13 protein-coding genes are annotated in these 13,050 nt (G+C 61.1%); 6 read left to right on the top strand and 7 right to left on the bottom strand.

Annotation, left to right across the window (positions count from 1 at the left end; genetic code table 11):
• Positions 1–116 precede the first annotated feature (116 nt).
• Positions 117–1,199, top strand: coding sequence for a cell division protein ZapE (gene zapE, locus CRO18_RS16780; RefSeq protein ID WP_076485935.1), 1,083 nt, complete (start codon positions 117–119; stop codon positions 1,197–1,199).
• A gap of 21 nt (positions 1,200–1,220) precedes the next feature.
• Here zapE and CRO18_RS16775 read toward each other — a convergent pair whose 3' ends face one another.
• From CRO18_RS16775 to CRO18_RS16760, 4 genes are all read right to left on the bottom strand, one after another.
• The gene (locus tag CRO18_RS16775) at positions 1,221–2,258 is read right to left on the bottom strand and encodes an LLM class flavin-dependent oxidoreductase (protein ID WP_097082968.1); all 1,038 of its coding nucleotides are present in this window, start codon (positions 2,256–2,258) and stop codon (positions 1,221–1,223) included.
• Positions 2,259–2,345: 87 nt separating this feature from the next.
• Positions 2,346–3,620 carry a folylpolyglutamate synthase/dihydrofolate synthase family protein gene (locus CRO18_RS16770; RefSeq protein WP_097082967.1) on the bottom strand — a complete coding sequence of 425 codons (1,275 nt, stop codon included), beginning with the start codon at positions 3,618–3,620 and terminating at the stop codon, positions 2,346–2,348.
• A 74-nt stretch (positions 3,621–3,694) separates the two neighbouring features.
• On the bottom strand, positions 3,695–4,663 hold the full coding sequence (gene accD / locus CRO18_RS16765; RefSeq protein WP_097082966.1) for an acetyl-CoA carboxylase, carboxyltransferase subunit beta: 969 nt from the start codon (positions 4,661–4,663) through the stop codon (positions 3,695–3,697).
• A gap of 76 nt (positions 4,664–4,739) precedes the next feature.
• On the bottom strand, positions 4,740–5,618 hold the full coding sequence (locus tag CRO18_RS16760) for a CPBP family intramembrane glutamic endopeptidase (RefSeq protein ID WP_097082965.1): 879 nt from the start codon (positions 5,616–5,618) through the stop codon (positions 4,740–4,742).
• A 102-nt stretch (positions 5,619–5,720) separates the two neighbouring features.
• On the opposite strand from CRO18_RS16760, the gene CRO18_RS16755 reads away from it, so the two are divergent.
• Entirely contained in the window at positions 5,721–6,470 is a 750-nt protein-coding gene (locus CRO18_RS16755; RefSeq protein WP_097082964.1) for a TSUP family transporter, read from the top strand.
• Here the strand turns inward: CRO18_RS16755 and CRO18_RS16750 are convergent, their stop codons facing one another.
• Positions 6,471–7,460: an asparaginase gene (locus CRO18_RS16750; protein ID WP_097082963.1), complete on the bottom strand. Its 990-nt coding sequence runs from the start codon at positions 7,458–7,460 to the stop codon at positions 6,471–6,473.
• A gap of 157 nt (positions 7,461–7,617) precedes the next feature.
• Here CRO18_RS16750 and CRO18_RS16745 point away from each other — a divergent pair, with 157 nt between their 5' ends.
• Complete coding sequence (locus CRO18_RS16745; RefSeq protein ID WP_076485941.1) at positions 7,618–8,142, top strand: invasion associated locus B family protein; 525 nt, start codon at positions 7,618–7,620, stop codon at positions 8,140–8,142.
• A 129-nt stretch (positions 8,143–8,271) separates the two neighbouring features.
• The gene (gene rlmN, locus CRO18_RS16740; protein WP_097082962.1) at positions 8,272–9,453 is read left to right on the top strand and encodes a 23S rRNA (adenine(2503)-C(2))-methyltransferase RlmN; all 1,182 of its coding nucleotides are present in this window, start codon (positions 8,272–8,274) and stop codon (positions 9,451–9,453) included.
• 29 nt (positions 9,454–9,482) lie between these two features.
• Here the strand turns inward: rlmN and CRO18_RS16735 are convergent, their stop codons facing one another.
• Positions 9,483–11,063 (bottom strand): glycosyltransferase family 39 protein, encoded by a 1,581-nt coding sequence (locus CRO18_RS16735; protein ID WP_097082961.1) that lies wholly within the window; start codon positions 11,061–11,063, stop codon positions 9,483–9,485.
• Positions 11,050–11,874 carry an LOG family protein gene (locus CRO18_RS16730; RefSeq protein ID WP_097082960.1) on the bottom strand — a complete coding sequence of 275 codons (825 nt, stop codon included), beginning with the start codon at positions 11,872–11,874 and terminating at the stop codon, positions 11,050–11,052. The genes CRO18_RS16735 and CRO18_RS16730 overlap by 14 nt, the downstream gene beginning before the upstream one ends.
• A gap of 80 nt (positions 11,875–11,954) precedes the next feature.
• Here CRO18_RS16730 and dapD point away from each other — a divergent pair, with 80 nt between their 5' ends.
• Complete coding sequence (gene dapD, locus CRO18_RS16725; protein ID WP_097082959.1) at positions 11,955–12,782, top strand: 2,3,4,5-tetrahydropyridine-2,6-dicarboxylate N-succinyltransferase; 828 nt, start codon at positions 11,955–11,957, stop codon at positions 12,780–12,782.
• A gap of 3 nt (positions 12,783–12,785) precedes the next feature.
• A complete protein-coding gene (locus CRO18_RS16720) occupies positions 12,786–13,049 on the top strand; it encodes a hypothetical protein (protein ID WP_097082958.1) in 264 nt (87 codons plus the stop codon).
• Position 13,050: the final 1 nt, after the last annotated feature.

The following is a 13,050-nucleotide window of genomic DNA, read 5'->3' as shown; positions in this document are numbered from 1 at the left end:
GCCACCCGCGCTCAAGCTTGGATGCGTCATCCTGTGCCGATGCAGAGCGCGTGCCAGCTTTACCGCAAATGGCGGAGCCGCTTTTCAATTTGCACGCCACGGTCTAAGGAACCGCCATGCGTAAGAGCCTTCTTCAGATTTACGATGCCCGCGTCGCCACCGGTCTGCTGAAAGCAGATGCCGCCCAGCGCGCGCTGCTGCCCCGCTTTGATGACATCATTGAAGCGCTTGAAACACCGGTGAAGAAACCGGGCCTGTTTGGCCTGTTTGCCAAGCCGCCAGAGGCGGTGCGCGGGCTCTACCTTTGGGGCGGCGTTGGGCGCGGCAAGTCGATGCTGATGGACCTTTTCCATGAGGCGGTGTCCGTGCCCAAGCGGCGCGTCCATTTCCATGCGTTCATGCAAGAGGTGCAGGCCAAGATTGAGGCCGCACGACGCGCCAAAGAAGAAGATGCGCTTCTGCCTGCGGCCAAGGAAATTGCCGCCTCGGTCCGGCTTTTGTGCTTTGACGAGATGCAAATCACCGACATTGCCGATGCAATGATCGTGGGGCGGCTTTTTGAAGAGCTGTTCAAGCGTGGTGTTACGATCGTCACCACCTCAAACCGCCCGCCCGAAGACCTGTATAAGAACGGGCTCAATCGGCAGCTGTTTGTGCCGTTCATCGCGATTTTGCGCGCGCAATTGGATGTGGTCGAGATTGCGTCTGAAACCGACTACCGCCAGCATCGGTTGACCGGCGCGCAAGTCTATTTCTCGCCCGCCTCGAAATCCGCCCATGCGGCAATGGATGCGCTTTGGGATGAGCTGACCGGCCATGACGCCGCCACCAAGCTGGAACTGGAGGTAAAGGGCCGCAAGGTCGTGGTGCCGCATTTCCATAATGGGGTGGGCCGCGCGAGCTTTTGGGAGTTGTGCGGCGCAATGCTTGGCCCCGGCGATTATCTGGCCATTGCCGCTGCGGTAAAGGTCTTGATGATCGACGACATTCCGCAGCTTTCGGCCTCCAACTTCAACGAGGCGAAGCGCTTCGTGACGCTGATCGACACGCTTTATGAAGCCAAGGTGCGGCTGATCTGTTCCGCCGCAGAGGTGCCCGAGCGGCTTTATAACGAAGGCACGGGCAGCTTTGAGTTTGAGCGCACCGCCTCGCGGCTGCGGGAAATGCAATCGGCAGATTGGGGCGCCAACCGGGCCTAAGGCCCCGTTGGCGCAGATGTTTCAGGCATTCGCCGGAGCGGCGGCGAGCAGTTCGCGCACACGCGGCGCGACCTTGGTGCCGTAAAGCTCGACCGTTTCACGCAGATGCGCGGGGTCTTGCGGCCCGGCCGAATATTTCAACGTGAAGCGTTGCAGCCCCAAGACCCCCATCGTCCGCGCGATCTTTTGCGCCACGGTTTCGGGGCTGCCCACATAAAGCGAGCCATTGGCGATCTCATGTTCAAAGGCGGCGCGAGTGAATTGCGGCCAGCCGCGCGAACGCCCGATAAGGTCGTGCATCTTCGCGTAAGCCGGGAAGAACCGCTCTTTCGCCTCTTCATCCGTTTTGGCGATATGGCCCGGCGAATGCACAGACAGCGGCAGTTCCGACCCGCCCATTTGCGCGCGGGCCTTGCGGTAAAGATCGGCCAACGAGGCAAAGCGCGCCGGGTTGCCGCCAATGATCGCCATCACCAAGGGCATATTCATCGCCGCCGCCTCAAGCACGGAATCGGGGCTGCCCCCCACCCCGCGCCAGACCGACAGCGGGCGTTCAGGGCGCGGATAGACGGTGACATTTTGCAAAGATGTACGGTGGTGCCCCCGGAAGCTGATCTTTTCGCGGCTCAAAAGCTCATGCAACAACTGCGCTTTTTCCGAAAACAGCGTCTCGTAATCTTGCAGCTCATAGCCAAAAAGCGGGAAGCTTTCGGTGAACGAGCCGCGCCCGATGGTGATTTCGGCGCGCCCCGGCGCAAGCGCATCCAATGTGGCAAAGCGCTGGTAAAGCCGGATCGGGTCATCCGAGGACAGCACCGTGACCGAGGTGCCGGCGTGGATCGTTTTCGTTTTCGCCAAGATCGTTGCGATCAGCGGCTCCATTGAGGAAATCGCGTAATCGGGGCGGTGATGTTCGCCAAGGCCAAAGTAATTCAGCCCGACCTCATCGGCCAAGACGGCCTCCGCCAACGTATCGCGGATCACCTGCGCCGCGCTTTGCGGGCCGGATTGGGTGGCGGTGATGTCGCCAAAAGTATCAAGGCCGAATTCAAGCGTCATGGCGGGCTCCTTTCCTTTCGGGAAAAGATAGACGCGCCCCGGCTGTGCGCCTAGGCAGATCATCGCACAGGATTGGTGCGTGAATGCTCAGCCGTTGTCGCGCAAAACTTGGCCCGCAAGGTAAAGCGAGCCGCAAATGAGCACGCGCGCCTGCGGGTCTTGCGCGGTGATTGCCGCCAAAGCCGCCGCCACACTTTCCGCTTCATCCACCTGCACAAAGCCTGCTTTGCGCGCGGCCTCAGCCGTTTCTGCGGCGGGCAGCGTGTTCGGTTCACCGGGGATAGACACGGCGCTCAGACTTTGCGCCGCGCCCGCCAGTGGGCGCAGATAGCCGCCAATATCTTTGGTATTGAGCATCCCACAGATCAAATGCGTTGGACGCTTGGCCATGCGCGCCAGCGTGCTGGCCACCGCCTGCCCCCCTGCCGGGTTGTGCCCGCCATCAAGCCAAAGCTCCACCCCCGGTGCGGCTTCGACAAGCGGGCCTTGGCGCAGCCGTTGCATCCGCGCGGGCCATTGCGCTTGGCGCACCGCCGCCTCACAGGCCGCTTCGCCATAGCCAAGGCAGCGCAAAGCCGCGATGGCCGCGCCTGCGTTTTCAATTTGGTGCGGGCCGGGCAGGTTCGGCAAAGGCAAATCCAAAAGCCCGTTTTCATCTTGATAGATCAGCCGATCGCGTTCCTCGAACGCGTGCCAGTGCTGGCCATGCGCGAAAAGGCTCACGCCCAGACGCGCGGCGCGCGCCTCGATCACATCCATGCCGTCCGGCTGTTGCGGGCCAACCGCGCAGGGCACACCGCGCTTCAAGATGCCCGCCTTTTCGCCCGCAATTTCGGGCAGTGTCTCACCCAGATATTGCTGATGGTCGATGGAAATCGGCGTCAGCACCGTCAGCGCGGGCTGATCAATCACATTCGTCGCGTCGAGCCGCCCGCCAAGACCCACTTCCAAGAGCGTGTAATCGGCAGGCGTGCGGGCAAAAGCCAGAATGGCCGCAACGGTGGTGATTTCAAAAAACGTGATCGGCGCGCCGCCATTGGCCGCTTCGCATTCATCCAAAAGCGCGGCCAGATCGGGCTCGGCGATCAGGTCCCCGGCGAGCCGAATACGCTCGTGAAACCGCGCCAGATGCGGCGAGGTATAGGCATGGACGCGCTTGCCCGAAGCCTCCAGACCCGCGCGGATCATCGCTTGGGTCGAGCCTTTGCCATTGGTGCCCGCCAAATGAATAACGGGGGGCAGATCGCGCTCCGGGTTGCCCAGCGCCGCTAAGAGCCGATGCACCCGGTCCAGCGTCAGATCAATGATCTTCGGATGCAGCCCCATCAGCCGCGCAAGGATTTCATCGGACGGTTGCGGCATGAAGGCCCCCTGTTGTGCAAAATCCGGAGCCCTTGGCCCCGGATTTGATGATATTTAGGGATCGCAAGAAAGACCTACTCGGTCTTTTGCGGCGCCTCAGGCGCGGTTTCCGGCGCGGGCTCCGCCACCTCGTCATGCGGGGTTTCCGGAACAGAGATTTGGCCCGGCGGCGGCAGTTCGCCCCAAATGGCCGGCGGCTGGCTCATCATCAAGCGCAGCAGCACAATCAGCTCTTCGCGCATCTTCTTGCGATGCGTCACCCGGTCCAGCATTCCGTGGTCGAGCAGATATTCAGCTCGCTGGAACCCTTCGGGCAGTTTTTCACGGATCGTTTGCTCGATCACGCGCGGCCCGGCAAAGCAAATGAGCGCATTCGGTTCGGCAATTTGCACATCGCCCAGCATCGCGTAAGAGGCCGTCACGCCGCCCGTGGTGGGATGGGTCAGCACAACGATGTAGGGCAGCCCCGCATCTTTGAGCATTTGCACCGCAACGGTCGAACGTGGCATCTGCATCAGGCTCAAAATACCCTCTTGCATCCGCGCGCCGCCAGCCGCCGAGAACAGCACCATCGGGCATTTGCGTTCCACCGCGCGCAGCGCCGCGGCCAAGATCGCATTGCCGACATACATCCCCATGGAGCCGCCCATGAAGGAGAAGTCTTGCCCCACGGCCACAATCGGCGTGCGGCCAATCTCGCCCTCAACCACCAGCATCGCGTCTTTCTCGCCGGTGGTTTTTTGCGCCGACTTCATCCGATCGGGGTATTTCTTTTGGTCTTTGAAGCTGAGCGGATCGGCGATCGGCTCGGGCACTTTCACTTCGGTAAAAATTCCAAGGTCAAACAGCGCCTCAAACCGCTCGCGCGGGGTGATCGCCATGTGGTGATCGCAGTTGGTGCAGACATTGAGATTGTCAGCCACTTCCCGGTGGAACAGCATCGTGCCGCATTCGGGGCATTTCGTCCAAAGGTTCTCTGGCATGTCGCGCCGCGTAAACAGCGAGTTGATCTTCGGTCGGACGTAGTTCGAGATCCAGTTCATCGGCATGCCCCTTGGTTGCTGCGCCAGCGCTCAGCTTAGTTCCCGCCCAGATAAGCCCGCGCGCGCGCAAATGCAATCAGCGGCGCAGCATCAGCCGCGCCAGAAGCCAGAACACCAGCATCGACAGGCTGTCCATCGCCAGATAGGGCGCCATCGCCGCCGGGTCGCGGGTGTTGATCACCAGCGTGTAAAGCGAAAGCCCATCAAGCTGCCCGTAAATCCCCACCAGCAGCACTGCAGAGATGTTATTTGCAAGGTGAAAGGCCAGCGCAGGGCCTAGGTTTCCGGCCCTTGCGGTCAGATCCGCCGCCAATACGCCAAAGGCTGTCGCCCAAAGGGCGACGTAAATCGCGACGGGCCCATTCATGTCGGGCGCGTAATGGAGCGCGCCAAAGAGCGCCGCAGGAATGCCCATCCACAGCACGCGCCAGCGGGTGCGTGCGGCGATCTGTTGCAGCACATAGCCTCTAAAAAGCAGCTCTTCCGAAGCGATCTGAACGAATAGAAGCGGCAAGGATAGTGGCAACCAAGCCAGCATAACGCTCAAGGAGGTGGATTTCGCCAAATGCGGATCAAGCCCGGAGAGCGGCGCGATCAAGAGCGCTGCCAGCACCAGCGCGGGAAAGACCAAGACAAAATCGCGCCCCGCGCCCACGCCAAACAGGCTCAAGACGGGGCGATTGTGCAAGAGCCGGGTGATCAGCATCGTCCCAAGCAATAAGGGGGCGAAGCTGAACAATAACATCACCAGCCCAACGGGCGTGTTGGCCGCATTCATGTTGCGGATCACCCAAGACATGGTTTGCGGGCCGAAAAGCGCGCCGACGGCGCTCATGCCCCCCAAAAGCGCGCCAAAGTAAAACCCGCCAATCAGCCCAAGGCCAACCAGAACGCGCCAAGCCTCAGCGGAGGGTTTGGCCGAGGCAACATAGCGATCCAAAAGCGGGTAAGTCATGGCGGCTCCTTGGCGTGACCCTAGCCGCGCCCCCTGCCCCTCACAAGCCGCTTTACTTTGTCTTGGCTGCGGCGGATGTAAGCGCTTTCTGCCGGAGGGCGCATGTTCGAAGTCTCGCTTGATCTTGCCGCGATGCTGATCGCTGCCGCTTTTGCCGCGGGCTTCGTGGATTCGATCGCCGGCGGGGGGGGCTTGATCACCCTGCCGATCTTGCTTTTGGCGGGGGCCACGCCTTTGCAGGCGCTGTCCACCAACAAGGTGCAAGGGGCTTTTGGTGCCGCCACCGCCGCGCTGACCTATGCGGCCAAGGGGCAGGTAAACCTGCGCAAACAAATCGGTGCCGCCTCGCTCGCCTTTTTGGCGGGGCTTGGCGGGGCTTTCATGGTCTCGGCCCTGCCGACCGAGGCCGTGCGCGCCATTTTGCCCTTCATTTTGATCGCGATTGCCGCCTTTTTCGCCTTGCGCAAAGGGCTAGACGACACAGACCGCGCCCAGCGCATCACCCCCGCCGCCTTCGTGGCCTTTGTTGTGCCTTTTGTTGGGTTTTATGACGGGTTGATCGGCCCCGGCGCGGGCGCGTTTTACATGATCGGTTTTGTGATGCTGGCGGGCTACGGCGTGCTCAAAGCCACCGCGCATACCAAACTGCTCAATTTCGCCTCCAACCTTGGCGGGCTGGTGGCCTTTGCCGCCACAGGCGCGCCTTGGTGGGTGATGGGGCTCGCAATGGGCGTAGCGCAAATTGCAGGCGCAAGCCTTGGGGCGCGCCTTGCCATGCGCAAGGGCGCGAAACTGATCAAACCGCTATTGGTTGTCACCTCGACCGTGCTGGCGCTCAAGCTGATCTGGTGATCAGCAAAAGCCCTCCGCGCGGCGCATCCCACCCGTTTCAAGACCACGCCAATTGCGCTGCACTGTGGGCAAAAGCTCTTCCACCACCGGATGCGCCGGGTCGAGCGCCCCGAGATAGACCAAAATCGCGGTAATTGCCGCTTCAGACGCGCGGGTGGTGCCATCGGCAATTTTCAGCGCCACGCCACGCTTTTGCTCGGGCAAAATCGCCACGAAGACGCCCTCCGCCCCCACTTTCACCGCCACCTTGCCGCCCATTGCCCGCATCAGCTTGGTGCAAGCGCGTTCTTCCCCGGCAACCAGTTCGGGAAAAGCGACCATCGCGCGGCGCAACCGCACCGCTGCGTTTTCACGCAAGCTGCCCTCTGGCTTGGCGGCGGCAAAGAATTGCATCGCACGGGCCAATGCCTCGACTGTGCAGGCAAAGTTCGGGGCCGAGCAGCCATCAATGCCCCAACCCGCGACCGTCTCCCCCGTCACCTCTTCAAAGGCGGCACGGACGGCGCTTTGCACGGGATGATCAATCTCCACATATTCTGAACCGCCTTTCAAATGGCGGTTAAGCGTCAGAAATCCGCTATGCTTACCCGAGCAATTGTTGTGAATTTGACAAGGCTTATCGTCTGTGCAGGTGAAATGGCGCCGGGCCTCTGGGTCGCGCGGCACATGTGCGCCGCAGCGCAAATCCTCATCTGCCAAGCCTAAATCGGAGAGCCACGCCGCCACCGCCTTGGTGTGCAGCGCCGCACCCGAATGACTGGCACAGGCAAGCGCTAAATGCCGCTCCGCCAACCCCGCCGCATCGGCGGCACCGCTTTCCACCAAAGGCAGCGCTTGAATCATTTTGCACGACGAGCGCGGAAAGATCACCGCATCGGCTTGCCCCCAGACCATTTCCGCCCCTTGCGGGCCATAAACCACTGCATGCCCGGCGTGGATGCTTTCACACAGGCCGCCCCGCCAGAGCTCGATCAAGGATTGTGGTGCCATTTCGCCCTCCGATGCGCGAAATCCCGCCGGGGGGGCTTTCCCCAACCGGCACTTTTGCGTTATCTCTCGACTATCGAGTTGAAATAGCAACCGCCAGAGTGAACAAGGGCTAAAGCCCGAGGGCGGACAGAGGCATCAGACAGCTGGAGGCTGTTCCATGAAGACGATCATTTCGAGCGTCGCAGCAGTTCTTGCCGCGTCGCTGGCATTTTCCCCGATGGCAAGCGCGCAAGAAAGCTCGAACCGGGTAGCGGCGGAAACCGACTGGAGCGTTTTCGTTGAAGACAGCCCGAAAGAGTGCTGGGGCGTGGTGCCGCCGAAAAAGACGGTCAACACCAAGGGCGGCAAGCCCGTGCAAGTGCGCCGGTCTGAAATTTTGCTGTTTGTAACTCACCGGCCGAGCAAAGCGCCCGAGGTGATGTTTATGGGCGGCTATCCCTTTGCGCCCGGCTCCACGGTCGAGTTGAAGGTGAGCACAGGCCAAGCGTTCAACCTTTTCACCAATGGCGAAGGTGCGTGGGCGGGCAGCCCCGAAGATGATGCCAAGATCATCGCCGCGATGAAAGCGGGCGCCGATGTGACGCTGACGGGCCGGTCGAGCCGCGGCACTCAGACGGAAGACACCTTCTCGCTGATGGGCTTCACCGCCGCGATGGACGAAGCCGCCAAACGCTGCAAATAAGCGCAAGCGCCCCCTTGAGGCAGCAGCCCCGGCCAGACCGGGGTTTTTGCACATCTTGGTGATCTATTTTTGCTACCTATCGGGGCGCGAATCCCCTATATGCACGGCTTCTTTAACGCAGGACGCGCCATGACCGAGCCCACTTCCCCCATCACGCAAGACGTGTTGACCGTGCCGCGCAAGCTGCCCGAGGGCGGCAAGCTGAACCTTGTCGGGCTCACGCGTGAGGAATTGCGCGCGGAGTTGATCGCGGCAGGCACGCCCGAGAAGCAGGCGAAAATGCGCGTCGGCCAAGTTTGGCAATGGATCTACCATTGGGGCGTGCGTGATTTCGCGGCAATGACCAACCTCGCCAAAGACTATCGCGCGCTTCTGGACGCCAATTTTGAAATTGCCCTGCCCGAGGTCGTGACTTGCCAAGTCTCGATGGATGGCACGCGCAAATACCTTTTGCGCATCGCGGGCGGGCATGAGGTTGAGGCGGTTTACATCCCCGAAGAAAACCGGGGCACTTTGTGCATTTCTTCCCAAGTGGGCTGCACGCTGACCTGTTCTTTCTGCCATACGGGCACGCAAAAACTGGTGCGCAACCTGACCGCGGGCGAGATTGTCGGCCAAGTGATGGTGGCGCGTGACGATTTGGGCGAATGGCCGAAACCGGGCGCACCGAAGGATGAGACGCGGCTCATTTCCAACGTCGTGCTGATGGGCATGGGCGAGCCGCTTTACAACTTTGAAAACGTGCGCAACGCGATGAAAGTGGTGATGGATGGCGAGGGGCTGACGCTTAGCCGCCGCCGGATCACGCTCTCAACCTCTGGCATCGTCCCCGAGATTGCCCGCACCGCCGAGGAAATTGGCTGCCTTCTGGCGATTTCCTTCCATGCCACCACCGATGACGTGCGCGACAAGCTGGTGCCGGTGAACAAGAAATGGAACATCGCCACGCTGTTGGACACGCTGCGCGATTACCCGCGCCTGTCCAATTCTGAGCGGATCACCTTTGAGTATGTGATGCTCAAGGGCGTGAACGATAGCGACGACGATGCGCGGCGGCTGATCAAGCTGATCCGGGGCATTCCCGCGAAGATCAACTTGATCCCGTTCAACGAATGGCCCGGCTCGCCCTATCAGCGCAGCGATTGGGAGCGGATCGAGGCTTTTGCCGATATCGTTTACAAGGCGGGCTATGCCGCGCCCATTCGCACCCCGCGCGGCGAAGATATCATGGCTGCTTGCGGGCAATTGAAATCTGCCACCGAACGGGCACGGAAATCTAAGGCAGAAATCGCCGCGGAAGCGGGCCAATAAACGCCGTTTTCTCGCCCGGGCTCCGCGCCTTATTCGCCTTGCCACAGGCACCAATCATGCCCGTAGAAAAAGCGCACCTCGGCGGCCTCTTTTTCAAGCGTGGGCACATCGCGGCATTCGGCAACCAGTAACCCGCCCGGATGCGCGGTCAGCCACGCGGGCGCATCCTCTGCGGTAAGAATATCGACCTTTTCGGTCAGGCGCCCTTCAAAACCGAATTCAGAATTGTAGCGCCCTGCAACGGTGGCGAGCCCCTGCGCCTGATGCGCGGCCATTCTCTGAGCAATTGGCGTGCTGTCATAGGCGGGGCCAAGGCCGGTGCTGGCAATCAGCCCCACGAAGCCCAAGACCAGCCCAAGACCTGCGAGGCTGAGCCCGATCACCCGCGGCAACAGCCAGACCAAGGCGGCGAGCAGACTGCAAAACAGCGCGAAAGCGATCGGCCCCCAAAGCGGCTGCATCAAAGCCACTGTCTGCACATCGCCCGCCCCCAAGGCCAAGGCGAGCGGCGCGATCCCGGCCAAAACCAGCAAAGCGCTGACTGGTAGGTGGGACCAACGCCCCCGCGCCTCGGCGCTGCCCGAGGCCAGAAAAGCGCGCGCGACAATCAGCGCGAATGCGGGCAGTTCCGGCACAAGGTAATGCACCTGCTTGCCGGAAATGAGCGAGAATAAAAATAGCCCCGCCCCGGCCTGCACAACCATCAACCGCAGCGCACGATCCGAGAGGCGCAATTTCGCCGCCCCGCGCCAGAAGCTTGGCGACCAAATCCACGGGAAAAGCGCAAGCGGAAGCGTAGCGAGCAACCACCACATCGGCCGCGCATGGGCGAAGCTTTGCACCGTGCGGCCTGCCGTTTGCTCCCACAAAATCATCCGGCGGTATTCGGCCCCGCCAGTGATCGCGGCGGGCAAAACCCAAAGCGCCACCACCGCAAGCGCCACAGCCAGCGCGAGCCCCGCGCCTTTTGCGATCTCACGGCCGGAAGGTCGTGTGCTGGGGTCCGCCCAAAGCGGAACCGCCAAAAGCGCCGGCGCAAGGTGGAACAAAATCACCGGCCCTTTCGCCAAAACCCCAAAGGCCAGCGCGAGGCCAAAGCCGCCCCAAGCGAGGCGATTTACCCCCGGCGCGCGCAAAGCGGAAATCAGCGCCCAAAGCCCCGCGAAAGTCGCGGTGGACAAAAGCGTGTCAAACATCGTCGCGCCGCCATAAGCGGCAAAGACGCTGAGCCCGGAAAGAACAATGGCCGCCAAAGCCCCGGTAGCATTATCCCAAAGCCGCCGCCCGAGCGCCCATGTACCCACAAGCGTCACTACGGCAAAGAACGGCCCCACCAAGCGGCCCGCAAAGCCGCTCACCTCGCCCACAAGCGTCCAGACAAGGTTGATCAGCCAAAAGAGAAGCGGCGGCTTGTCGGTATAAAGCTCGAAGTTCTTGAGCGGCAGAAACCAGCTTCCCTCCAGCCGCATCTCGCGGGCAACGTCGATGTAGCGGGTTTCATCAATCGGCAGGAGCGGGCGTAGGGCAACACCAATCACCGCAACCACCGCAAAGGCCAAAATCATCGCAACAGCAAAGCCGCTGCGGGCGCGCCCCTCAGGCAGCGCCATTTTGCCAGCTTTCGATGATTTGCACCGCTTCCTCGGCGGTTTCGACAAAGCTCATCAACTCAAGATCCTCGCGCGCAATGGTGCCAGCCTCGGCCAGCATATCCCAGTTGACGACATTCTTCCAAAAATCGACGCCAAACAGAATGAGCGGGATGCGCTTCATCCGATGGGTCTGGATCAGCGTCAGCGTCTCAAACATTTCATCGAGCGTGCCAAAGCCGCCCGGAAAGACGCAAACCGCCTTGGCCCGCATCAGGAAATGCATCTTGCGAATGGCGAAATAGTGGAAGTTGAAGCACAAATCCGGCGTGACATAGGGGTTCGGTGCCTGTTCGTGCGGCAGCACGATGTTGAGCCCAATGGACTGCCCGCCCGCTTCATGCGCCCCACGGTTGCCCGCCTCCATCACGCCCGGTCCACCGCCGGTGCAAATGACATATTCTCGGCCATATTGTGCCATCGAAATCTCGGTCATCCGGCGAGCGAATTTCAGCGCCTCGTCGTAATAACGGCTCAGTTCCGCCAAGGCGGGCGTTTTGGCACTGTCTTTCTGCGCGGGGTCCGGGATGCGCGCCCCGCCAAACATCACGACCGTGCTTTCCACCCCGCGCTCATCCATGATGAGTTCGGGCTTGAGAAGTTCCAGTTGCAACCGCACCGGCCGCAACTCTTCGCGCATCATGAAGCCATCATCTGCGAAGGCGAGCTTGTAGGCGGGCGCACGGGTTTGTGGGGTATCGGGGGTGTCTTTCGCCGCGCGCGCATCCATCATGCTGTCGCGAAACGGGTGGGACCGACTGTCGTCTTTCATGATTGGGCTCATTGCACGAAGGGATTTCCCCAACTATAGGGGGAAAAACCTGAATGCCACCTGAAAGAGGAGCCTCTCCCATGTCGAATGCCATGCTTGAAGCCGCGATTGAAGCTGCATGGGAGGTGCGCGACACGATCACCCCCTCGACCGGCGGAGAAACGCGCGAAGCGATTGAAGCCACGCTTGAAGCGCTCGACAAAGGCGTTTTGCGGGTGGCCGAAAAGCAAGACGACGGCAATTGGCATGTGAACCAATGGGCCAAAAAGGCGGTGCTGCTAGGCTTCCGTCTGAAAGACATGGAACAGCATGACGGCGGCCCGCAAGGCGGCCATTGGTGGGACAAGGTCGATAGCAAATTCAAAGGCTGGGGCGAGCAAGAATGGCAAGCTGCGGGCTTCCGTGCGGTGCCGCACTGCATCGTGCGCCGCTCGGCCTATATCGCCAAAGGCGCGGTGCTAATGCCGAGCTTCGTCAACCTTGGCGCCTATGTCGATGAAGGCACGATGGTCGACACTTGGGCCACCGTCGGTTCCTGCGCGCAAATCGGCAAAAACGTTCACCTGTCGGGCGGTGTTGGCATTGGCGGCGTGCTCGAGCCGATGCAAGCCGGCCCGACGATCATTGAAGACAACTGCTTCATCGGCGCGCGTTCGGAAGTGGTCGAGGGCTGCATCGTGCGCGAAGGCTCGGTGCTTGGCATGGGCGTCTTCATCGGCAAATCGACCAAGATCGTCGACCGTGAAACCGGCGAAGTGATGTATGGCGAAGTGCCGCCCTATTCGGTCGTGGTGGCCGGGTCGATGCCCTCCAAAGGCGGGATCAACCTTTACTGCGCCGTGATCGTGAAACGGGTCGATGCGCAGACCCGCTCGAAAACCGGTATCAACGAGCTTTTGCGGGACTAAACCATGATCCTTTCGCTGGCAGGGAAAATCCGCGATGCGGTGAATGGGACGGAAATCCCGCACCACATTCGCGGTGGGTTGATGATGATTGATGTCGTCTCGATCGCGCTGTTTCAGATTTGGGGCCTCGAAAAGATGACGGCGATGGTCGAAGGTGCTGAACCCGGGGAATGGATCCCGGGCGCGGCGCTTGTGGCCTATGCCGTGGTTTTTGTCTGGCTGCTGCTGACCGCGCTTAAATCCACCAAGCGCCCGGCAAAGGTCTAAG

Source organism: Rhodobacter sp. JA431, assembly GCF_900217725.1.
Taxonomy (GTDB): domain Bacteria; phylum Pseudomonadota; class Alphaproteobacteria; order Rhodobacterales; family Rhodobacteraceae; genus Rhodobacter; species Rhodobacter aestuarii.
Note: the sequence above shows the minus strand (reverse complement) of the source record. Positions and strands in the feature narration are given on the sequence as shown.

Coding starts and splice junctions, on each gene's coding strand:
- zapE (WP_076485935.1), top strand. CDS start 117: ATGCGTAAGAGCCTTCTTCAGATTTACGATGCCCGCGTCGCCACCGGT.
- CRO18_RS16775 (WP_097082968.1), bottom strand. CDS start 2,258: ATGACGCTTGAATTCGGCCTTGATACTTTTGGCGACATCACCGCCACC.
- CRO18_RS16770 (WP_097082967.1), bottom strand. CDS start 3,620: ATGCCGCAACCGTCCGATGAAATCCTTGCGCGGCTGATGGGGCTGCAT.
- accD (WP_097082966.1), bottom strand. CDS start 4,663: ATGAACTGGATCTCGAACTACGTCCGACCGAAGATCAACTCGCTGTTT.
- CRO18_RS16760 (WP_097082965.1), bottom strand. CDS start 5,618: ATGACTTACCCGCTTTTGGATCGCTATGTTGCCTCGGCCAAACCCTCC.
- CRO18_RS16755 (WP_097082964.1), top strand. CDS start 5,721: ATGTTCGAAGTCTCGCTTGATCTTGCCGCGATGCTGATCGCTGCCGCT.
- CRO18_RS16750 (WP_097082963.1), bottom strand. CDS start 7,460: ATGGCACCACAATCCTTGATCGAGCTCTGGCGGGGCGGCCTGTGTGAA.
- CRO18_RS16745 (WP_076485941.1), top strand. CDS start 7,618: ATGAAGACGATCATTTCGAGCGTCGCAGCAGTTCTTGCCGCGTCGCTG.
- rlmN (WP_097082962.1), top strand. CDS start 8,272: ATGACCGAGCCCACTTCCCCCATCACGCAAGACGTGTTGACCGTGCCG.
- CRO18_RS16735 (WP_097082961.1), bottom strand. CDS start 11,063: ATGGCGCTGCCTGAGGGGCGCGCCCGCAGCGGCTTTGCTGTTGCGATG.
- CRO18_RS16730 (WP_097082960.1), bottom strand. CDS start 11,874: ATGAAAGACGACAGTCGGTCCCACCCGTTTCGCGACAGCATGATGGAT.
- dapD (WP_097082959.1), top strand. CDS start 11,955: ATGTCGAATGCCATGCTTGAAGCCGCGATTGAAGCTGCATGGGAGGTG.
- CRO18_RS16720 (WP_097082958.1), top strand. CDS start 12,786: ATGATCCTTTCGCTGGCAGGGAAAATCCGCGATGCGGTGAATGGGACG.